Origin of the sequence: Streptomyces sp. cg40, assembly GCF_050320165.1 — a bacterium.
Classification (GTDB): Bacteria; Actinomycetota; Actinomycetes; order Streptomycetales; family Streptomycetaceae; genus Streptomyces; species Streptomyces hokutonensis.
This window is the reverse complement of sequence record NZ_CP190128.1, coordinates 10,130,703-10,151,336: the sequence shown is the minus strand read 5'-3', so window position 1 is coordinate 10,151,336 and position 20,634 is coordinate 10,130,703. Positions and strand designations below refer to the sequence as shown.

Below are 20,634 nucleotides of genomic sequence, written 5' to 3'. Positions count from 1 at the left end.
TTGATGGGACATCACGCTCATGACAGAACAGTCGGGTTCACCGCACGTGTCGCGCCGCGCCTTCGTCACCACGGGTTCCGGTCTGCTGGCCGGGTTCGGTCTCGGTTTCTCCGCGCCCGCGTCGGCCGCCCCCTCCTCCCCCGGTCAACCCGGTGAACTCGCCCTGTACCGCCCGGTGTCGGTCTCCTCGACCGCCTACGCACCGACCCCGGGTTCGTTCGTGGTGGACCGGCTCAACTCGCCGGGTGTGCGCGGCAGCGGCTGGCGTGCCGGGGCGGGCGACCCCCAGTGGATCTCGATCGATCTTCAGGCTCCGTGCGAGGTCACGTCGATCCGCCTCACCTTCGAGGGCGACGCGAACGACCCGGTGTTCATTCCGCCCACCTCGGGCAACCCTGCCGACGGCACAACAGGCAAGGAGATCCAGTCCAGTTACTCGGTCGAGTACGTCGTCGAGACCTCGACCGACCACACCACCTGGACCGCCGTGCACCGCACCGCCGCCGGCACGGGCGGAGTCGTGAACATCCAGCCCCCGCGCCCGGTCACGGCACGCTGGATACGCCTGACCTCGACGCGCCGCTCCAACCCCAACCCCCTCGGCCTGAACGGCTTCGAGGTCTACGGCACCGTCAAGGGCCACCGCGCGTCGGCCACGGGCTGGACGGACTGGGGCACTCACACCGGCCCGGCGCCGAAGCTGGCGGTGGCCGAGGACGGCACGGTTCCGGTGGAGTCCGGCTGGCGGCTGACACTCGACGACTGGGCCGGCGCAGACGGTACGGAACTGTCCAAGTCGTCCTTCGACACCAGCAGTTGGCTGCCGGCCACCGTCCCCGGCACGGTGCTGGGCTCCCTCGTGGACCAGGGCAAACTGCCCGATCCCGTCGCGGGACTCAACAACCTCCGCGTCCCCGAAGCCCTGTCACGCCACGCATGGTGGTACAAACGGGACTTCGAGCTGCCGCGCGGCCTGCGCACCGGGGCCGGGCGCCGGATCTGGCTGGAGTTCGACGGCGTCAACCACACGGCCGACATCTGGCTCAACGGCCACCGCGTGGGCGGGCTCACGTATCCCTTCGCCCGCTCGGCCCTCGACGTGACCCAACTGCTCACTCCGGGCGGGACGAACGCGCTCGCGGTGCGGATCACGCCGATGCCGGTACCCGGCAGCCCCGGCGACAAGGGTCCGGCCGGCGAGTCCTGGGTGGACGCCGGCGCGAACCAGATGAATCTCAACTCCCCCACCTACCTGGCCGCTTCGGGCTGGGACTGGATGCCGGCGGTACGCGACCGGGCCGCCGGCATCTGGAACCATGTGCGGCTGCGCTCGACCGGCCAGGTGGTCATCGGCGATCCGCGCGTCGACACCCTGCTGCCGGAGCTGCCCCGGGTGTCGGTCGCCGAAGTGACGATCGTCGTCCCGGTCCGCAACGCCGACACCACCGACCACCGGACCACGGTCTCCGCCGCCTTCGACGACGTACGGATCAGCAAGGCCGTCACCGTGCCGGCCGGCCAGAGCGCCGACGTCACCTTCGCGCCCGCCGACTTCGGTCAACTGCGGCTGCGCAAGCCGACGTTGTGGTGGCCCAACGGGTTGGGAGACCCGGCCCTCCACCGGCTCACCCTGACCGCGACGGTCGACGGTGCCGAGAGCGACAGCCGGACGACCCGTTTCGGCATCCGTCAGTTCGGCTACGAGTACGAGGTGCCGCTGCCGTTCGCCAACTCCGGCGACTCGTACACCCAGTCGGTGGCCTTCGACCGGCAACGGGCCCGGTACGTGCGCGTCAAGTGCCTTACGAGAGCCTCCGGTTGGGGCTACTCCCTGTGGACCCTTGCCGTACGCGACAGTGCCCGGCCCGCGACCGACCTGGCCCTGCACGCGCAGGCCGACGCGTCGAGCACGGACGGGGACGACCACGGCGCGGGCAACGTGACCGACGGCGATCCCGGCACCCGCTGGTCCTCGGCCTACGAGGACGACCAGTGGATCCGGATCGACCTGGGGTCGGCGCAGTCCTTCGACGGGGTCGACCTGGTCTGGGAACAGGCCTACGCGAAGAGCTTCGTGGTGCAGGTCTCCTCCGACGACGCTACCTGGACCGATGCCGCGTCGGTGGACAACGGCGCGGTTCCGCTGCCCTTCAACAACGGCAACGCCAGCCTGCAGACGGAGGACTTCGCTCCCCGGACCGCGCGCTACGTCCGTATCAACTGCGGTCTGCGCAAAACCAGTTGGGGAAACTCCCTGTGGTCCCTGAACGTCGTCGACAGCACGGCCCCCGGCACCGACCTCGCTCTCCGTCGTACGACGACCGCCTCCACCGAGGATCCCGACCACCCGGCCGCGCACGCCACGGACGGTGATCCGGGCACTCGTTGGTCCTCCGCCTACGAGGACCACCAGTGGATCCAGGTCGACCTGGGCGCCTCGAAGAGGTTCGACCGGGTCGCCGTCGTGTGGGAGTCGGCGTATCCGAAGACGTATGTGATCCAGGTGTCGGACGACGCGGACACCTGGACCGATGTGAAGTCGGTGTCCAACACCCCGGATCCGCTGAAGATCAGTGTGAACGGGGTGCGGGTCCTGGCCCGGGGCGGCAACTGGGGCTGGGACGAACTGCTGCGCCGGATGCCGCCGGAGCGGATGGACGCGGCCGTGCGGATGCACCGGGACATGAACTTCACCATGATCCGCAACTGGGTCGGCACGTCCGACCGGGAGGAGTTCTTCGCCGCCTGCGACGAGCACGGCATCCTGGTGTGGAACGATTTTCCCAACGCGTGGGGCATGGACCCGCCGGACCACGACGCCTTCAACTCCCTCGCCCGGGACACGGTGTTGCGCTACCGCATCCATCCCAGCGTGGTGATCTGGTGCGGCGCCAACGAGGGCAATCCGCCCGCCGCGATCGACCAGGGCATGCGCAAGGCCGTCGAGGACCAGGTCCCCGGCGTCCTCTACCAGAACAACTCGGCGGGCGGCATCATCACCGGCGGCGGACCCTACGGCTGGGTCGAGCCGGAGAAGTACTTCGACCCGACCACCTATGGCAGCAAGGACTTCGGTTTCCACACCGAGATCGGCATGCCCGTGGTCTCCACCGCCGCCAGCCTGCGGAACATGACGGGCGACGAGCCCGAGTGGCCGATCCGGGGCGCCTGGTACTACCACGACTGGAGCGAGCGCGGGAACCAGGCACCGCAGACGTACAAGGCCGCCGTAGAGGCACGCCTCGGGGAGGTCACCGGCCTGGACGACTTCGCGCGCAAGGCACAGTTCGTCAACTACGAGAACACGCGCGCCATGTTCGAGGCCTGGAACGCGAACCTCTGGGACAACGCCAGCGGCCTCATGCTGTGGATGTCCCACCCGGCCTGGCACAGCACGGTCTGGCAGACCTACGACTACGACTTCGACGTCAACGGCACCTACTACGGCGCCCGTTCGGCCTGCGAGCCGCTGCACGTCCAGGCCGACCCCGAGGGGCAGGTCATCGCCGTCAACCACACCCGTGCCGGTCTGCGCGACGCCGTGGTCTCCGCGCAGCTGCTCGACCTGTCGGGCCGTCGGCTCGGCGGGAACAGGAGCGCCCGGGTGGACGTGGCACCGGCCGCGACCGCGAAGGCGTTCGGCGCACCCTGGACCGACGACCTGCCCGATCTGCACCTGCTGCGGCTGACGCTGGAGGACGGTGAGGGGCGGCTCCGGTCACGGAACACGTACTGGCGTTATCGCACGCCGGCCGCCATGCGGGGCTTGAGCGGGGCACCGCGGACAACGATGTCGGCGACACTCGGGCGGGTGACCCGTTCCGGGCTCACCGCCACCGTCCGCAACGACGGTCCCGCCGTCGCCGCGATGGTCCGGCTCTCGCTGACGAACGGCTCGACCGGCCACCGGGTGCTTCCGACGCTGTACAGCCACAACTACCTGTGGCTGCTGCCCGGCGAGGCACAGACCGTCACCCTGTCCTGGCCGGTCGGAGCGCTGGCCTCGGGGCATCCGCTGCTGACGGTGGAGGCCTACAACAGCCGCCCCACTAAGGCGCGTTGACGGTCAGCGGCGCATCAGGACGCCTCCACCGCCGTCTTGATGCGCTGCCCGAACGCGGGCGCGTCCTTGCGGGCCGCGCTCAGCGCGAAGCCCACGAGCAGTTTTCCGACTCCGTGGCCTTCGAGGACGTTGTAGATCCGCACCTTGGTCGTGCCCGGTCCGGTGGATTCGAGGTCGTAGCCGCCCTCGTCGGCCGTGACGACGTTCTTCGAGGTCTCCGCCCAGCGGATGCGGTGGGGTGCCTCGAACTCGGTGATGCGGAAGGTGCGGCCCGTCTTCATCCCGGCGTCCTTGACCGTGCTGGTGAAGACGGTGCCGACGGCCGTCGGGCCCTCCGGGGTCTTCGTGATCTGCTGGACCCTCGGGCTGAACTTGGGGTCGTTCGTGCCGGCGGCGAGGAAGGCGAAGACCTCCTCGACCGGGCGGTTGATCTCGGCTGTCGCCTCGAACTGACCGGCCATGGTTCCTCCTGTGCTGCGATCGCTGGAGTTCCGGCTGAGCGCACGCTGATGTGCCGACCAGCAACAGCCTATCGGCGCGGCCCCCCGCGCGCCCCGCGTTGTCAGTCGGCCGGGAGAGCGGACGGCGCTCCCGGCGGCATGTTGAACGGTGTGACCACCTGGATCGCCGAGGGCAGCTGCGGGCCGTCGTCGGGGAGCGCCTTGTGGGCGCGCATGATGATCTGGCAGGCGCGGCGCATGTCCTGGCGCAGGTCGTGGTGGAGGACCGCGGAGAGGCGGCGCTCGCGCAGCAGCCGGGTGTTGTCGTGGTCGAGGTCGTGGGCGATGAACACCGCGCACTCCCGGCCCAGCGTGTCGAAGGCGTCGAGGGTGGCGAGGTTGCCGCCGCCCGCGGAGTAGACCGCGATGATGTCCTCGTCCCGCTTGAGGGCGGCCAGGACGAGATCGTGCTGGGTGGCGTCGAGGCCGTCACTGTCGGTAACCTCGACCAGGGACCGCCGGGGGTCGGCGAGGCGCATCGCGCTGCGGAAGCCCATCTCGCGTTCCTCCTCGCCCCGGAAGGAACCGCGGCTGATGGTGGTCAGGACGTTGCCGGGCCGCCCGCCCAGCCACTGGCCCAGGAGGTAGGCGGCGGTGGCGCCGGCCGCGCGGTTGTCGATGCCGACGTAGGCGAGGCGCGCGCTGTGCGGCAGGTCGGTGACCAGGGTGACCACGGGGATGCCGGCCGCGATCAGCCGGCCGACGGCCGCCGCGATCTCCGGCTCGTCGGGGGCCTTAAGGATCACGCCCTGGCTGCCGCGCTTCGCGATTCCGTCCAGGGTCGCGGTCAGTTCGGCGGGCGGGCAGGTCTCGCGGAAGTGGAAGCGCGACCGTACGAGAGCGGGATGCAGCGAGGGCAGTTCGGCTTCGAGCGCGTCCCGTACGGCGGTGGAGAACCGCTCCGGGGTCTGCATCACGATGTCGATCATGAAGGTACGGCCGCCCAGCCGGACCTGGCTCTGCTGGCGGTCCAGGTCCTTGATGGCTTCCTGCACCTCCCTGATGGTGCTCTCCGTCACGTTGCCCCGCTGATTGAGGACACGGTCGACCGTGGCCGTACTCAGCCCGGCCTGACGGGCGATCTCCCTGATCGGATAGCGGTGTCGCATGACGGGTCCCCAGAGCCGGTGATGCACTTTTGATGTACTGACAAGCATTGAATGATGGGTTGGAGTTATCAAGACTGGCAGAAACCACGGCACGGCGAAAGGACCTGCATGTCTCCCGTAACCGCAAGGACGCGGACCTGGCTGACCGGGGCGGACTGCGATCTCGACGCGTTCCGCTCCCTCGTGGAGCAGCGCACCGACCTCGCCGACCACCCCTCGGCCGAGGGGATCGAGCAGAACGTCCCGCTCTACGACAGCACCCGGCTCCGTGAGCTCGCGGCCACCGCCGAGGGCCGCCGGGACGTACAGGGCGAACTGGTGCGGGCGCTGCTCGACGGGCCCGGCATCGTGGTCCTCAAGGGCGCCTTCCCCGACGAGGCCGTCGTGGACCGGGCGTCCGACGCCTTCCGGGCGCTGATCGAGGAGGAGCGGGCGAGCGGTGCGGGGCGCGGCGACCACTTCGCCAAGCCCGGCGCCAACGACCGTGTGTGGAACGCCCTCGACAAGGTGGCCGTACGGGCGCCCGAGGCGTTCGCCGACTACTACGCCAACGACATCCTGGAGCTGATCTCCGAGGCCTGGCTCGGTCCCGCCTACCAGGTCACCTCGCAGGTCAACGTGGTCAACCCGGGCGGCGCGGCACAGAGCGTGCACCGCGACTACCACCTCGGCTTCCTCTCCCAGGAGCAGGCGGCGGCCTACCCCGCGCACGTCCACCGGCTCTCGCCCGTGCTGACCCTCCAGGGCGCGGTCGCCCACTGCGACATGCCCGTGGAGTCCGGTCCGACGCTGTATCTGCCGCACTCGCAGAAGTTCGAGCCCGGCTATCTCGCCTGGCGGCTGCCGCAGTTCGTCGAGTACTTCGACGCGCATCACGTCCAGCTCCCGCTGGAGAAGGGCGACGCGGTCTTCTTCAACCCGGCGCTGTTCCACGCCGCCGGGCACAACCGGTCGGCGGACATCAGGCGTATGGCCAATCTGCTGCAGGTGTCCTCCGCGTTCGGGCGCGCCATGGAGACGGTGGACCGCGAGGCGATGGCCAACGCCCTGTTCCCGGTGCTGCTGAGCCGCAAGGCCGAGGGTGTCTCGGCGGACTGGCTGCGCCGCGTGATCGCCGCCACCGCCGAGGGCTACCCCTTCCCCACCAACCTCGACCTCGACCCACCTGTCGAGGGGCTCGCCCCGCCCTCGCAGGCGGACACTCTGCGAAAGGCCGTAGCCGAGGACTGGGACCCCGGGCGGCTGCGTCATGAACTCCGGGCCGCGGCCGAGCGCCGCCAGAGCTGAAAAGGACACATCACTCTCATGGGACTGCTTGAGGACAGGGTCGTCCTCGTCAACGGCGGCAGCCAGGGCGTCGGCGCGGGTGTCGTGCGGGCCGCCGTGGCGGAGGGCGCGACCGTCGTCTTCACCGGCCGCCGTGCCGACGTAGGCGAGAAACTCGCCGCGGAGACCGGCACCCACTTCCTGCGGGCCGACCTCGCCGATCCGGCGCAGGCGCGCGACAGCGTCGTACGGACCGTCGAGGCCCACGGGCGCATCGACTGCCTGGTCAACGCGGCGGGGCTCACCTCACGCGGCTCGTTGCTGGACACCACACCGGAACTGTTCGACCAGCACATGGCGATCAACCTGAAGGCACCGTTCTTCGCGATGCAGGCCGCGGTGGCCGACATGACCGGGCGCCAGTCACCGGGAACGATCGTCAGCATCGGCTCCAACTGCGCGAACGGCGGGCCGCCGCACCTCGCCCCGTACTCCGCCGCCAAGGCCGGACTCGCGGGCCTGACCCGCAACGCGGCGCACGCACACCGCTTCGACCGGATCCGGATCAACACGGTCAACATCGGCTGGACGGACACCGAGGGCGAGGACGCCGTCCAGCGCGCCTTCCACGGCGCCGGGGACGACTGGCGGGAGAAGGCCGCCGCGTCACAGCCGATGGGCAGGCTCGGACAGGTCGACGAGATCGCCGCGTTCGTCGTCTTCCTGCTCTCCGACCGCAGCGGCGTGGTGACCGGCTCGGTCATCGACTGGGACCAGAACGTCTTCGGGGGTCTGGACTGAGCCGCACCCCGCAGAAGGAGCGCGCTTCCCATGCGCTTGGGCATCATGGGGCTCGGCCGCATCGGCGCCTTCCATACGGAGACCCTCGCCGGTCTGGACGTGGTGGACTCCCTGGTGGTCACCGAGCGCTTCGGGGCGAACGGCGCCGAGCGTGGTCACGTAGTCGATGGTCTTGTGCTGCTGGAGCTTGGCCGTGATCGTCGACTTCACCGACGGCATGTCCGTGCCGTTGGCGTTGAGGATCTCGGTCCTGCCGGTGAAGGCCTTCTTCACGCCGGCACAGCGGGCCTCCATTGCCACCTGCCCCTGTTCCATGATCACGCAGATGGTGTGCGCCCGAGCCGCTGGAGCAGCCGGCGAGGGCACCTCACTGTGCTGCGGCGGATCTCATGCCGTTAATACGGCTGTTGCTCATGACGAGATGGAATCGTCACGCCAAGATGTCTAAACAATTCCTCGACGACCATCAAAACGTGTTCCGTACACCGAAATGGAAATGAAAACAGGGGTGGCGGGAACGACCGTGGTTTCGTTCCCGCCACCCCTGTGGCCCATTTTTCAGTTCACGAGTGCCGCGGCACTCCGATATGCCGCCGCTGCGGCCTCCCGCACCGGCAGCGCGCGGTGCGCGTCGGAGAGGATCTCCACACCCCAGGGGCCGTGGAAGCCGGCCGTGCGGAGCGCGACGATGGCCCCGGGCAGGTCGAACGAGCCCTCCCCGCAGAGGCGCCGGCGGTGGACGGTGTCCTCGAAGAGCGTGCCGACGACGTCGCTGTCGGCGTCGTTGAGCTCCACGCCCACGATCCGCGAGCCGGGTACCTCCGCCAGCTCGGCGGGCGGGGTGTGGGCGCGCTCGGTGTGCCAGACGTCGATGACGAGGCCGCCCGCCGGATGGCCGGCGGCCTCGACGAGCCGTAGTCCGTCGTGCACGGTCTTCAGGTTGGACCAGGGCAGCGGCTCGACGCCGAGCCGGGCGCCGACCCCGTCGGCCTGCGCGGTCAGTACGGCGAACTCCTTGGCCCAGACGTCGAGTTCCCAGGGTTCGTCCGCCACGTCGGGGCCGATCTTGAAGGTGCGGGCGCCAAGTGTCTCGAGGGCCTTCAGCATGCCGGTCCGGATCTCGTCCGACGCGGCCCGCCGGGGTCCGTCCGCCCACCAGTCGGTCAGCAGCTCCAGCTCGACATGGTTGATCCCGTTGTCCGCGAAGAGCGACCGGATCCCGGCCATTCCGTATGCGCGCTCGGCCTCCACCAGGTCCGCGTACAGCAGCCCGAAGGCGGTGAATCCGGACTGGCGCGCCGCTTCCACCCGTTCCCGCAGATCCAGCGGACTGCGCTGGTCCTCCTCATCGGGAGCGGCGTCTCCCGCAGTGGTCCAGCAAGTGGCCAGAAATTCGTCAGCGGTCATTTTCCCTCAGAACACATCAAATGCACATCAGGCCCGGATGCGGGCTACGCGACGCCGCGCAATACCGAGCGCAGGTGTTCGGCGCTGGCCCACACGTCCTCGACCGGGCCCTTCGCCTTGGGCTCCTCGGTGAGGATGGTGTCCTGCTCCAGGACGTACCAGCCGTCGTAGCCGCGGGCGCTGAGGTGCGTGACGATGGCCTCGACGTCGACGTCTCCGGCGCCGAGCGGGCGGTACATGCCCTCGCGGACGGCGTCGGTGTAGCTGAGCCGGCCGTCCTGGACCTTGGCGGCGAGGGAGGCGTCCACGTCCTTCATGTGGGTGTGGGCGATCCGCTCGGGGGCCTGGCGGGTGAGTTCGGCCGGGTCGGTGCCGCCGATGAGGAGGTGGCCGGTGTCGAGGCAGAGGGAGATGGCCGAGTGCTCCAGGACGCGCCGGACCTCGTCGCCGTTCTCGATCATCGTGCCGACGTGCGGGTGCAGGACGGCGCGCACCCCGCGTTCGGCGGCGAGCGAGGCGAGCCGGTCGAGGTTGGACAGCAGCAACTTCCAGCCGTCGGCGTCGAGTTCGGGGCGTGAGTCGTAGCCGTCCTGGCCGGTGACGGCCGACAGTACGAGCACCTCCGCCTTCGAGGCGTCGTAGCCCGCGAGGAGCTGTTCGGCCTCGGGCAGCGGGTCGTGGCCGGGCACGTGCAGCAGCAGCGGGGTGAAGCCGCCGACCGCGTGCAGGTCGTGGTCGGCGAGGGTGCGGGCCATGGCGCCGGGCTCGGCGGGCAGGAAGCCCTCGGGGCCGAACTCGGTGGCGGACAGGCCGACCTCGCGCATCTCGTTCAGCACCCGCTCGGGCGTCAACTGGTAGCCCCAGCCGGGTACTTCACAGACACCCCACGAGATGGGGGCACCGGCGATCCTGTTCAGGGGGGAGGTGGTCATGCTGTGGCCTTTCTGAGGTTCCGGTCGGAGTCGGCGACCGCGGCCGGCGGACGGCCCGCGGCATCACGCGCCGCGGCGACGAGGGCCGAGGTCGTCGCCCGGCGCGTCCTACCCACCGGGCAAGGGGCGAGAACCATGTCGGGGTGTTGGAGCAGCGGATCGTGTCGGGCCGGTCCGGGATCGGCCGTATCCGGCCGCGCGTCCGCGATCGGCTCGGCAAGCGCCACGGTCCTGCCCTCCTCCGGAAACCGTCCTGCCCGTCGTGTCCGGTCCGTGGCCGCTGACAGGCCACCGGACCAGGCTGTTTACATGGACGCAACGGTAGATGCGCGGCGGGGCATTGCTGAAGGGGTGGAACCCATCATTCTCCCCTCATTGGGCACCTCTTTTTTCCCTCATCCGTGCGCACGGACGGGACACGACCCTGATCGGTTCGCCAGGCGTCAGCCGGTCGGCCGCTTCAGGAACAGCTCCAGTCCGGTCAGCAGCCGGTCGACGTCCTCGGTGTCGGTGTAGGGCGCGAGGCCGATGCGCAGGCCGCCGGAGTCGCCCAGGCCAAGGCGGCGGGAGGCCTCGATGGCGTAGAACGAGCCGGAGGGTGCGTGGACGTGGCGTTCCGCGAGGAAACGGGAGGCCTCCTGCGTGGCGTCCGCGCCGAGCGCCTCGTCGAAAGTGAGAAGCACGGTGGGGGTGCGGTCGGCCGCGTTGGAGTGGACGGTGACGCCGTCGAGGGCCGCGAGTCCGAGGTCGATGCTCGTGCGCAGGACCTCCTCGTGCCGGTGGAGCGCGCCGAGACTGGCCGACAGGCGCTCGCGACGGCTCCCGGCGGCCCCCGCGTCGAGGCCCGCGAGGACGTCGACCGCCGCGCTGGTGCCGGCGAGCAACTCGTAGGGCAGGGTGCCGAGTTCGAAGCGCTCGGGGACGGCGTCGGAAGAGGGGAGCAACTTGTCCGGGCGCAGGGTCTCCAGCGGTTCGGGGCGGGCGGCGAGCACGCCGAGGTGGGGGCCGAGGAACTTGTACGGCGAGCACACGAAGAAGTCGGCGCCGAGCTGCCCGAGGTCGACCAGGGCGTGCGCGGTGTAGTGGACGCCGTCGACGTGGAGCAGCGCTCCCGCCTCGTGCGCGAGGCGGGCCATTTCGGGGATCGCGGGCCGGGTGCCGATCAGGTTGGAGGCGGCGGTGACGGCGACCAGCCGGGTGCGTGCGGAGAGGGCGGCGCGGAGGTGGTCGGGGGTCAGTTCACCGGTCGCCGGGTCGAAGTCCGCCCAGCGGACGGTGGCGCCGACCCGCTCGGCCGCCTGTATCCAGGGGCGGATGTTGGCGTCGTGGTCGAGACGGGTGACCACGACCTCGTCGCCGGGCGCCCACGTCTTGGCGAGGGTGCGGGCGAGGTCGTAGGTGAGCTGGGTGGCGCTGCGGCCGAAGACGATGCCCGCCGGGTCCGCGGCGAGGAGGTCGGCCATGGCCTGGCGGGCGCCGGTGACGATGGTGTCGGCGTTGCGCTCCCCCGCCGTGATCCGGCCCCGGTTGGAGAGGGGGTTCGAGAGCGCGCGGGTGATGGCCTCGATGACCGGTCGGGGTGTCTGGGTGCCGCCGGGGCCGTCGAAGTGGGCGGTCCCGGTGCTGAGGGCGGGGAACAGGGCGCGCAGGGCGGTGATGTCGTACGTCACGAGGGTGGGCTCCTGTCGGTGCGGCGGCTTGAGGTTCAGCGTCCCGTGCGGGCTGGAAGCAGGCCGATCTCCTGCGCCCGTAGCACCGTACTCACCCGGTCGCGTGTGCCCAGTTTCCGGTACAGGCTCTCCACGTGCTTGTGCACCGTGCGCACGGAGATGCCCAGGCGGTGGGCGATGGCCGAGGCGGTCAGGGCGTCGGCGAGGAGCAGCAGGACGGTGACCTGGCGGGGTGTGAGGCGGCAGTCCTCGGTCAGCTCGGGCGGGGCCTGGGTGGCCTGCCAGCGTTCGAGGAGTTGCCGCTGCTGTTCCACGCCGGCCAGCAGGGGCTGGATCATCTCGGCGGCCCGGACGTGGTCCTCGGTGAAGTCGGCGCCGGCCCGGTAGACGAGGGCGCCGGTGACCGGGGTCGCCGTGCCCGGCAGCGGGACGGCCAGGACGTGGTTCGCGTCCATCAGACGGCTGATCGTGCCCGCCGTACGGCTGTCGGCCCAGCCCTTCCCGGCCATTCGGTGGGCGGTTCCGGGGCGGCGGGCGGCACCGGCCGTGACGTAGTGGTCCGCGAAGGGGTAGCCCCGGCGGAGCACCGCCATCGCCTCGTCGTCGATCCGCCCGAGGTGTGCCGCGGCGGCTGGCGAGAGCCCCATCGCGCCGGTCCGGTCCGTCCACTCGCCGAGCTTGTAGATCAGCGCCTCGCCCCCGCACAGGCCCGGCAGCTCCGCGGCGACCATCGGCCACAGCCGTGCGGGATCCCGTTCGTGCAGCGCCGCCACCGCCACCGCCAGCATGCGCTCGTACACCCCGGTCACCCCGACCGTCATACGCCCTCACGATCCCGCTGTGTCACTTCCACGTACGTACTTCTCCCCATACCACCACGGCAACGGTCTGCGGCAAACTTCACAGCGTGCCTGCAAGGCCCGAGACCGTAAGGATCAAGGGAGTTGACGGTACGGATCCGCCTGCACGGGGGACAGGCGGACTCCTCTTCTACGACTGTTTCCGGTCGGGGGACGGTAGGGCGACGGTCAGGGCACGGGAAACAGCAGGCAGCTGCTGGTCGCGTGGGCGAGCAGCCGGTCCTTCTCGTCGAGCAGCTGGGCCTGCGCGAGCGCAGTGCGCCGTCCGCCGTTGAGGACGGTGCCGACGGCGCGGATCCGCCCGGTGTCGGCGGTGACCGGGCGCAGGAACTTAACGGTCAGGTCGAGCGAGGTGTAACCCATGCCCTCTGGCAACGTGGACTGCACGGCGCAGCCGGCCGCCGAGTCGAGCAGGGTGGCGAACACTCCGCCGTGCACGCTGCCGATGGGGTTGTAGTGCTCCTCCCCCGGTATGAGGGAGAACACCACCCGCCCGTACTCCACCTCGTCGACGGTGAAGTTCAGGGTGGCGCCGATGGGCGCCGCGGGGAGCCGTCCGGCGAGCACTTCCCGCAGGAATTCCAGACCCGTGGTCTTTCCTACGGCGGCTGCCGAGATCCCCGGGTCCTGCCACTCGTACGTGCGTGACCGTCCCATGCGGTGCTGCCTCCTCTACTGGCTTCTCCAATAGAAGCTAGATCCCGCCGCAGCTGACTGTCAATGACAGAGCCAGGTGGCTATGGTGGCGGCATGGAATGGCTCGACGTGAGCACGGAGAACTGTCCGGTCCAGAGCACGCTCGACCTCGTCGGCGAGAAGTGGACCCTGCTGATCCTGCGCGACGCCTTCATCCGGGTCCGCCGTTTCGACGACTTCAGGCGCCATATCGGGCTCTCGGACGCGGTGCTGTCCGACCGGCTCCGCAAGCTGGTCGCGGCCGGCGTCCTGACGACCGTGCCCTACCAGGAGGCGGGGAGCCGGACCCGCAACGAGTACCGGCTGACGGCCAAGGGCCGCGATCTGTGGCCGATCCTCATGGCGCTGCGGCAGTGGGGCGAGACGTATGCGGCCGACCCCGAGGGCCAGGTCCTCGACGTCCGGCACACCGAGTGCGGTGCGCCGGTACGCGTGGTGGTGGAGTGCGGCGGAGCGCACGGGGCGCTCGCACCGACCGAGGTGACGGCCGTTCCCGGACCGGCGGCCCGTCCCGTACGAAGTCCGCTACCGCGGTGAGCGCTTGGGCGACTGCCGGAGTGAATGCCTGGGCACCGCGGAACCGACCGTGAGCGTGGTGCCGTCGCCCCGGTGGATGGTGGCGTTGGCGAACAGGGGTGTGGTGCGGGTGAGTTGGGCGCTGCCGGGAACCTCGGGGTAGAGGCCCAGGCTCGCCCAGACCGCCCAGGACGACATCGCGCCGAGGTCGTCGTTGCCGACGAGGCCTGCGGGCGCGTCGCTGAACAGCGTGGCCAGCGCGCGGTGGACGACGGCGTCGGCGCGGTCCGTGTGGCCGACGTGGGTGTACGCCCAAGGGGTCCCGAACGAGGGCTCGTTGCCGAGGTAGGCGTAGGGCTCCGAGGCGCCCGCGTTGAGGCTGGTGAAGAAGGTGTCGAGGCGGGTGGTGACAGCGGCGTCGCCGCCCATGGCCGCGAACAGTCCCGGCAGGTCCTGCGGCACCATCCAGGTGTACTGGGCCCCGTTGCCCTCGACGTACTCGGTCTTCTGGGCCGGGGTGAAGGCCGGCCAGGTGCCGTCGGCGGCGCGGGGCTGGATGTATCCGGTGGCGGGGTTGAAGAGGTTGCGCCAGTTCCCGGAGGCGCGCAGCAGGGTGTTGTACGCGGTCAAGTCCCCCAGCCGGTGGGCGAGTTGGGCCAGCGCGTAGTCGGCGACGGCATATTCGAGGGTGGTGGAGACCGAGCCCCACACCCCCTTGGTGCCGGCGGGCACATAGCCGAGCGTGTCGTACTGCGTGTGCCCGGGACGCTGCCGGTCGTCCTGGCGGTCCGCGAGAGCCGTGCGCAGCAGGACGTCGGCGTCGAAGTCGGTGCCGCCGAAAGCATGGACGGCGGAGGCGATGGCGGGCAGCGGGTCGCCGACCATGACACCGCTGCCGCCGTTCGCGAGGGTCCAGCGGTCGAAGTACCCGGCCTGGAGGCCCTGGTTGAGGACGGACTGCGCGATGTCGGAGGCCTCGCGCGGGGCGAGCAGCGCCAGCAGCTGGACCTGGCAGCGGTAGACGTCCCAGCCGGAGAAGTTCGCGTACTGCGCATGCCCGGTGCGGGTGCGGTGGACGAGCCCGTCCATGCCGGTGTAGCGGCCGTCGGTGTCGCTGAAGACGCTGGGGTGCAGGAGGGCGTGGTAGAGCGCGGTGTAGAAGACCCGGCGTTGGGCGTCCGTGCCGCCGCCGACGGTGACGCGGTTCAGCCACGTGTTCCAGTCGGCGCGCACGGCCTGCCGGACGGTGTCGTACGACCGTCCCGCCTGCTCGGTGAGCGCGTTGCGGCGGGCGCCCTCGACGTCGACGAAGGAGACGCCGACCCGGGCGGTCACGGTGCGCACGCCGGGGGCGAAGGTGACCATGGCCGCGCCGGCCTTGCCGTCCGGGTGGGCGGCTGTGGCGAAGGGCTGGTCGAAGGTGGCGTGGAAGTAGAGCCGGTAGCGGTTCTTGGACTTGCAGAAGGCCCCGCTGTCGCTGTATCCGGACAGGGTGTCGGTCCCGATGTCGACCGAGCCGGTGGCCGCGGTGAACGCCTTGCCCGCGTCGATGCTCACCGCGGCGGGCCGGGTGTCGGCCGCCGGATACGTAAATTGGGCGATGCCCGAGCGCTGGGTGGTGGTGAGGTCGGTGCCGATGCCGTTGTCGAAGGTGACGTGGTAACTGCCGGGCGCCGCCTGCTCGTTGGCGTGCGAGAACGTGGCGTAGGCCGGGGGCGCGGTCTCCTGCGTGGGCATGAAGGGCACGTTGCCGTAGGCGGCGCAGCCGGCTCCGGAGATGTGCGCGAGGCTGAAGCCGCGGATGCGGTTGTCGCCGTAGGAGTAGCCGCCGTGCTGGTACGTCACGGTGTCGGGGCTCCACTGCATCCCGCCGAGCGGGGCCGAGGCTCCCGGGAAGGTGTTGCCCGCGCCGCCTCCGTGTCCGAAGTCGGGGCCACCCGGGGCGGTGCCGACGAAGGTGTTGACGTACCGCGCGAGATCGTCGACGGCCCGGGGCCGGGGCTTGCCGTCCGCCCGGACCGGGGCGGCGGCGGCCGTTCCGGACGCCACGAGCACCGAGGCCGCCAGTACGGCCCGCAGCAGGGGAAGTCGCACCACGTTTCTCCAGCCAGACAGGGGAACCCGCCGCCGCGCGGCGCCGGACGGCGAGTGTCCCCAACCCGATCTTCACAACGGCGCCGCCACACCGTCCGGGTCACTGGAGCCAGCCGGTCGGGTCAGCAGGTCGCATCCCGGTGGCCGTCGAGGTAGGTGGTCCGTTCCAGCGACGTGAGGTCCCGGCGCACGGCGGCGCAGATCTTGTCGACGGCCTGTCGCGGGTTGGGCAGTGTGAGGCTCCACAGGCGGGCGGTGCCGTCGGTGCTGCCGGTGGCGAGGGTGTGTCCATCCGGGGTGAAGGCAACGGACCGTACGGGCCCTGTGTGGCCGGTCAACGTAGCCCGCAGCCGTCCGGTGGCCGTGTCCCACAGACGTACCGTGCCGTCGTCGCTGCCGCTGGCCACGGTCCGGCCGTCGGCGCTGAAGGCCACCGCCTGCACCTGATCGCCGTGGCCGGTCAGGACGGCCCGTTGCTTCCCGGTGGCGGTGTCCCAGAGCCGTACGGTGTGGTCCTGGCCGCCACTGACGAGGATCCGTCCGTCCGGGCTGAAGGCGATCGCTTTCACGGTGCTGGTGTGGCCGGTGAGGGTGGCCCGGGTGATGCCGCGGTCGATGTCCTGGAGCGGGATCGTGTCGAAGTACGAGCCGACCGCGAGGGTGCGGCCGTCAGGACTGACGGCGACGGACGACACGGTTGGATTGTGCGGGTCGAAGAGGACACGCGCTGTGCCGGTGGTGATGTTCCACTGCCTCAGCTTGCCGTCGTCGCTGCGGCTGAAGAGAGTGCGGCCGTCCGGGGCGAAGGACAGCGACCGGACGGCAGTGGAAGCGGAGAGCACTCTGCGCACGGCTGCCGTACGCACGTTCCAGAGCCGTATGGTTCTGTCGTAGCTGCCGGTGGCCAGGGTGCGGCCGTCCGGGCTGAACGCGACGGACCGTATGGGCCCGGTGTGGCCGGTGAGGGTGGCCTGGAGCGTTCCGGTGGCCGTGTTCCACAGACGGGTCTTGCTGTCGTCGCCGGCGGTGGCCAGAGTGCGTCCGTCAGGGCTGATGGCCACCGAACGGATGGGTCCTGAAAGGGTGTTGAGGACGGTACGGGCCCGGCCGGTGTCCGGCTGCCACAGGCAGGCGGTGCCGTCCCCACTGCCGGTGGCCACGGTGCGGCCGTCCGGACTGAACGCCACCACCGAGGTCTGTCCGTCCACATGTCCGGTGGCGATGGCCTGGCTCCTGTGGGTGGCCACGTCTGTCAGCCGCAGCGTCTTGTCGGTCCCGATGGTGGCCAGAGTGCGGCCGTCAGGACTGAAGGCCACCGACGTCAGGACGCCGGTCTGGCCGGTTTTCAGGACGTGGTCGGCGCCACCGGACGTGTCGTGCAGCCGGACACTTTCGCCGACGGTACCGACAACGGCAACGGTCTGTCCGTCGGGGCTGAAGGCCACCGACGTCACCTCACCGGCGTGGCTGGGCCGGGTGGCCCGCAGCCTTCCGGACGCCGCGTCCCACAGCCGTACGGTGAAGTCCGCGCCGCCTGAGGCCAGCAGACGGCCGTCCGGGCTGAACGCCACCGCTTCGATGATCCTGGTGTGGCCCTTGAGCGTCGCCCGCAGTCTGCCTGTGGCCACGTCCCACAGGCTCACCACCTTGTCCTGCGCGGCCGCGAGTGTCCGACCGTCAGGGCTGAACGCCACCGCGGACACCGGATCGCGGCTGGTGAGCCTGGCACGGATCGTGCCCGTGGCCACGTCCCGGAGCCGGAGGCCGTGCTCCCCGGCATCGGCCAGGGTGCGGCCGTCCGGGCTGAACGCCACCGCCGCCACGAAACCGCCGAGGCCGGCGAACGTGGCCCTCCGCTTGCCTGTCACGGTGTCCCAGAGCCGGATGGTCGCGTCGGCGCATGCAGTGGCCAGGGTGCGCCCGTCCGGGCTGAAGGCCACCGACCACACCTGACAGCCGACGGCCATGCTGTGCAGCTGCGGCAGTGCTGCGGCGGCGTACAGGCTGGTTACGGCCTCGGCGGTGGGGCTCGTCCGGTACGACTGGACCGCGAGCAGCGAGGCCAGGTCGGGGTTGGTGTCCAGCAACACGGCGGACTGGGCGGCGAGTTGCCGGGACAACGCCGCGTGCTGGGCAGTGACGGCGTCCTGTCGCTGGGTGAACGCGAGCCCGGCGGCGAGGACCGCCAGCACGAGCAGGGCGGCCAACGCCGCGATCAGGGACCGTAATCGGCGGGTCGTACGAGCTGTCGCGGACCGTTCGGCATCCCGGGCCTGGAGGCTCGCGGTGAGGAAGGCTCGCTCCGGCCGCGTGAGCCGGTCGGGACGTGCCGGGTCGGCGAAGACCTCCTCGGCCGCGGTCAGCCGAGCCCCCCGGTACAGGGCACCGGCGTCACGCCCCAACTGCTCCCACGCGACGGCCGCTTCGGTGAGCGATCGGTGCCGGCGCAGCAACTCGCGGTCCCGGTCGATCCATTCGCGGAGTCGCGGCCACGCGGTGATCAGCGCTTCGTGGGCGAGATCGACGGTGTCGTCGTCGAGGGTGATCAGCCGGGCCCGGGCCAACCGGTCCAGGACTACAGCCGTTTCGCCGGTGCCGTCGGCGTCGAGTTCGGCACGGCGGGCGGGACGGCCCGCGTCGTCGGTGCCCTCGCCCGGGGCGATCAGCCGCAGCATCACCTGGCGGGCGAGCACGGCCTCCTGCGGGGAGAGGCTGCCGTAGAGGTCCTCGGCGGTCTGCGTGATCGCGCCCCGGACACCGCCGGCGGCCTCGTACCCCTTGAGCGTCAGCGTCCGGCCCCGGCGGCGGCGCCAGGTCTCCAGCAGTGCGTGGGACATCAGCGGGAGGCCGCCGGGCCGGTCGGTCACGTCCGCGACGATCCGGTCGGTCAGGGCCCGCTCGACGGTCAGCCCCTGGGCGGTCGCGGGCTTGACGACGGCCTCGCGCAGTTCGTCCGTGCTCATCGGGGCGACGAGCAGGCTCGCACCGCGCAGCGCGTCCGCGAGACCGCGGTGCTCACCGAGCCGCCCGTAGAGGTCCGCGCGTACCGCGATCACCACCCGCAGCCGCCCGCCCGGCCGGGAGGCCGCCAGCAGCCGGTCCAGGAAACGGGCCCGCTCAGCAGGGTCCTGACAGAGCGTGAAGACCTCCTCGAACTGGTCCACGATCACCCAGGTGTCCCCCTCACCCGTGCTCTCGGCGGGAACGAGCGCCCGGGCATGGCCGCGAACCGGATGCTCGCCGGGCGTGAGGATGCGTACGGCCGCCGGGCGGGCACCCGGCCAGGCCTCGCCACGCAACGCCGGAACCAAACCGGCCCGCAGCAGGGACGACTTGCCGCTCCCCGACGTCCCGACGACGGCCACGAAGCGGTTGTCGAGCGCCAACTCCGCCAGGTCGGCGACCAGTTGGTCCCGGCCGAAGAAGCGACCGCTGTCACCCGGCTCGAACCGCGCCAGCCCCCGGTACGGCGGAGTGGCCCCCTCGTCCTCCTCGGGCAGGCCGGCCTCCTCCTCGGCCGCCCGCCGCCAACGCCCCTCCCACTCACCGGAGTTCGCGCCACAGGCCCGGGCGTAGGCGAGGACGACGGGCAGGGACGGGAGGCGTTCGCCGGCCGCCGCCTCGGACAGTGTGGCCGCTGAGAACTCGACCCGGCCGGCCATCACCCGATAGGTGATCCCCCCTGCCTCCTGCCGTAGTTGACGCAACTCGTACGCCAGCCGCTGCACCGGCCCGCCCTCAGGATCCAGCGGACTCTCCGGACGCCCCACACCGATCGCCCCCCTACTGCCTCACCCGTCCTGCCGAACGTCCCGCGCCCCTCCCCCAAGGGGACGCGGGACGACCTCCCCCACTGCACCGAGTTCACCGGGCCGGAAGTTGATTGGCAGCCCGTCCCGAGCCGCCAATCAATAAGAACTCTCGCACGCAGCAGGGGAGTTGGGCGCCCCCTCACCAGGCAGACCTCACTCCCCCGGCCGCTCCATCAGCCCCGCCAGCTCGGACGCGAACAACTCGGCCGGGTCGAAGCCCATGCCGGTGAAGTGGCCAGCGAGTTCCAGGGAGAGGACGCCGTGCAGGCGGGTCCAGAACGTCAGGGCCCAGTGGAGGGCCGCGGGCGGGGCGGGGTGGTCGCCCGCCCAGTCGCGGTGGTCCGCGAGATGCGTGGCGAACGGTGTCGCGGGACCGTCCGCCCGGTCCGCGGCGGCGCAGGCGTCCAGCAGGGTCGTCATGATCTCGGACGCGATACCGGTGATGTCGTCGGGCGCGTGGTAGCCGGGGACGGGGGTGCCGTAGACGAGGAAGTACCGCTGGGGGTCGGCGAGGGCCCATGCGCGCAGGGTGCGGGCGAGTCCGGGCAGGTCGGTGCCGGTCTCGGCGGCCGTGCGGAAGGTGTCGGCGAGGCTGCGGTACGCGTCCCGGACGAGTTCGGTGATGAGGTCGTCCCGGCTGGCGAAGTAGCGGTAGAGCGCGGGGCCGCTCATGCCCATCCGCTTGGCGATGGCGTTGAGGGAGAGCGCGGAGGCGCCCGCCGCGGCGATCTGTTCCCGCGCGTGCTCCTTGATCTCTGTGCGCACCTGGTCGCGGTAGCGCTCACGCGGGGTCCTCGTGCCTGTTTCCGCCATGACCGGCCGCCTCCCACACTCACAGGACTACATACTCAAGCTTCAGTTAGAAGGTATCACAATTGCACTTGACGACCTCTTCTAGCGTGCGTTAG

Annotated in this window: 14 protein-coding genes and 2 pseudogenes; 5 read left to right on the top strand and 11 right to left on the bottom strand. The window is 70.8% G+C overall.

The window, feature by feature from the left end:
• Positions 1–19 precede the first annotated feature (19 nt).
• Positions 20–4,063: a discoidin domain-containing protein gene (locus ACQHII_RS45730; RefSeq protein WP_427924837.1), complete on the top strand. Its 4,044-nt coding sequence runs from the start codon at positions 20–22 to the stop codon at positions 4,061–4,063.
• 14 nt (positions 4,064–4,077) lie between these two features.
• Here the strand turns inward: ACQHII_RS45730 and ACQHII_RS45725 are convergent, their stop codons facing one another.
• A complete protein-coding gene (locus ACQHII_RS45725) occupies positions 4,078–4,524 on the bottom strand; it encodes an SRPBCC family protein (RefSeq protein ID WP_427924836.1) in 447 nt (148 codons plus the stop codon).
• 101 nt (positions 4,525–4,625) lie between these two features.
• Positions 4,626–5,672, bottom strand: coding sequence for a LacI family DNA-binding transcriptional regulator (locus ACQHII_RS45720; RefSeq protein WP_427924835.1), 1,047 nt, complete (start codon positions 5,670–5,672; stop codon positions 4,626–4,628).
• 108 nt (positions 5,673–5,780) lie between these two features.
• On the opposite strand from ACQHII_RS45720, the gene ACQHII_RS45715 reads away from it, so the two are divergent.
• The 3 genes and pseudogenes from ACQHII_RS45715 to ACQHII_RS45705 all read left to right on the top strand — a co-directional run.
• A complete protein-coding gene (locus ACQHII_RS45715; RefSeq protein WP_427924834.1) occupies positions 5,781–6,959 on the top strand; it encodes a phytanoyl-CoA dioxygenase family protein in 1,179 nt (392 codons plus the stop codon).
• A gap of 18 nt (positions 6,960–6,977) precedes the next feature.
• Positions 6,978–7,739: an SDR family oxidoreductase gene (locus tag ACQHII_RS45710; RefSeq protein WP_427924833.1), complete on the top strand. Its 762-nt coding sequence runs from the start codon at positions 6,978–6,980 to the stop codon at positions 7,737–7,739.
• Positions 7,740–7,769: 30 nt separating this feature from the next.
• A pseudogene (locus tag ACQHII_RS45705) lies at positions 7,770–7,919 on the top strand (dehydrogenase); the annotation flags it as partial.
• Here the strand turns inward: ACQHII_RS45705 and ACQHII_RS45700 are convergent.
• The 6 genes and pseudogenes from ACQHII_RS45700 to ACQHII_RS45675 all read right to left on the bottom strand — a co-directional run.
• A pseudogene (locus ACQHII_RS45700) lies at positions 7,881–8,072 on the bottom strand (sugar ABC transporter substrate-binding protein); the annotation flags it as partial. The pseudogenes ACQHII_RS45705 and ACQHII_RS45700 sit on opposite strands and share 39 nt — an antisense overlap.
• Before the next feature lie 225 nt (positions 8,073–8,297).
• Positions 8,298–9,146, bottom strand: a complete 849-nt coding sequence (locus ACQHII_RS45695; RefSeq protein WP_427924832.1) for a sugar phosphate isomerase/epimerase family protein — start codon at positions 9,144–9,146, stop codon at positions 8,298–8,300.
• A 44-nt stretch (positions 9,147–9,190) separates the two neighbouring features.
• Positions 9,191–10,078: a sugar phosphate isomerase/epimerase family protein gene (locus tag ACQHII_RS45690; protein ID WP_200710723.1), complete on the bottom strand. Its 888-nt coding sequence runs from the start codon at positions 10,076–10,078 to the stop codon at positions 9,191–9,193.
• A 443-nt stretch (positions 10,079–10,521) separates the two neighbouring features.
• Complete coding sequence (locus tag ACQHII_RS45685; RefSeq protein WP_427924831.1) at positions 10,522–11,748, bottom strand: cysteine desulfurase-like protein; 1,227 nt, start codon at positions 11,746–11,748, stop codon at positions 10,522–10,524.
• A 35-nt stretch (positions 11,749–11,783) separates the two neighbouring features.
• Complete coding sequence (locus ACQHII_RS45680; RefSeq protein WP_427924830.1) at positions 11,784–12,569, bottom strand: response regulator transcription factor; 786 nt, start codon at positions 12,567–12,569, stop codon at positions 11,784–11,786.
• A gap of 207 nt (positions 12,570–12,776) precedes the next feature.
• Complete coding sequence (locus ACQHII_RS45675; protein ID WP_427924829.1) at positions 12,777–13,265, bottom strand: PaaI family thioesterase; 489 nt, start codon at positions 13,263–13,265, stop codon at positions 12,777–12,779.
• A 93-nt stretch (positions 13,266–13,358) separates the two neighbouring features.
• On the opposite strand from ACQHII_RS45675, the gene ACQHII_RS45670 reads away from it, so the two are divergent.
• On the top strand, positions 13,359–13,841 hold the full coding sequence (locus ACQHII_RS45670) for a winged helix-turn-helix transcriptional regulator (RefSeq protein WP_427924828.1): 483 nt from the start codon (positions 13,359–13,361) through the stop codon (positions 13,839–13,841).
• Here the strand turns inward: ACQHII_RS45670 and ACQHII_RS45665 are convergent.
• From ACQHII_RS45665 to ACQHII_RS45655, 3 genes are all read right to left on the bottom strand, one after another.
• Positions 13,830–15,914 carry a GH92 family glycosyl hydrolase gene (locus ACQHII_RS45665; RefSeq protein WP_427924827.1) on the bottom strand — a complete coding sequence of 695 codons (2,085 nt, stop codon included), beginning with the start codon at positions 15,912–15,914 and terminating at the stop codon, positions 13,830–13,832. The two genes, ACQHII_RS45670 and ACQHII_RS45665, sit on opposite strands and share 12 nt — an antisense overlap.
• Positions 15,915–16,036: 122 nt before the next feature.
• Positions 16,037–19,642 carry a hypothetical protein gene (locus tag ACQHII_RS45660; protein ID WP_427924826.1) on the bottom strand — a complete coding sequence of 1,202 codons (3,606 nt, stop codon included), beginning with the start codon at positions 19,640–19,642 and terminating at the stop codon, positions 16,037–16,039.
• 237 nt (positions 19,643–19,879) lie between these two features.
• Positions 19,880–20,539, bottom strand: a complete 660-nt coding sequence (locus tag ACQHII_RS45655) for a TetR/AcrR family transcriptional regulator (RefSeq protein ID WP_427924825.1) — start codon at positions 20,537–20,539, stop codon at positions 19,880–19,882.
• Positions 20,540–20,634: the final 95 nt, after the last annotated feature.

Coding starts and splice junctions, on each gene's coding strand:
- ACQHII_RS45730 (WP_427924837.1), top strand. CDS start 20: ATGACAGAACAGTCGGGTTCACCGCACGTGTCGCGCCGCGCCTTCGTC.
- ACQHII_RS45725 (WP_427924836.1), bottom strand. CDS start 4,524: ATGGCCGGTCAGTTCGAGGCGACAGCCGAGATCAACCGCCCGGTCGAG.
- ACQHII_RS45720 (WP_427924835.1), bottom strand. CDS start 5,672: ATGCGACACCGCTATCCGATCAGGGAGATCGCCCGTCAGGCCGGGCTG.
- ACQHII_RS45715 (WP_427924834.1), top strand. CDS start 5,781: ATGTCTCCCGTAACCGCAAGGACGCGGACCTGGCTGACCGGGGCGGAC.
- ACQHII_RS45710 (WP_427924833.1), top strand. CDS start 6,978: ATGGGACTGCTTGAGGACAGGGTCGTCCTCGTCAACGGCGGCAGCCAG.
- ACQHII_RS45695 (WP_427924832.1), bottom strand. CDS start 9,146: ATGACCGCTGACGAATTTCTGGCCACTTGCTGGACCACTGCGGGAGAC.
- ACQHII_RS45690 (WP_200710723.1), bottom strand. CDS start 10,078: ATGACCACCTCCCCCCTGAACAGGATCGCCGGTGCCCCCATCTCGTGG.
- ACQHII_RS45680 (WP_427924830.1), bottom strand. CDS start 12,569: ATGACGGTCGGGGTGACCGGGGTGTACGAGCGCATGCTGGCGGTGGCG.
- ACQHII_RS45675 (WP_427924829.1), bottom strand. CDS start 13,265: ATGGGACGGTCACGCACGTACGAGTGGCAGGACCCGGGGATCTCGGCA.
- ACQHII_RS45670 (WP_427924828.1), top strand. CDS start 13,359: ATGGAATGGCTCGACGTGAGCACGGAGAACTGTCCGGTCCAGAGCACG.
- ACQHII_RS45655 (WP_427924825.1), bottom strand. CDS start 20,539: ATGGCGGAAACAGGCACGAGGACCCCGCGTGAGCGCTACCGCGACCAG.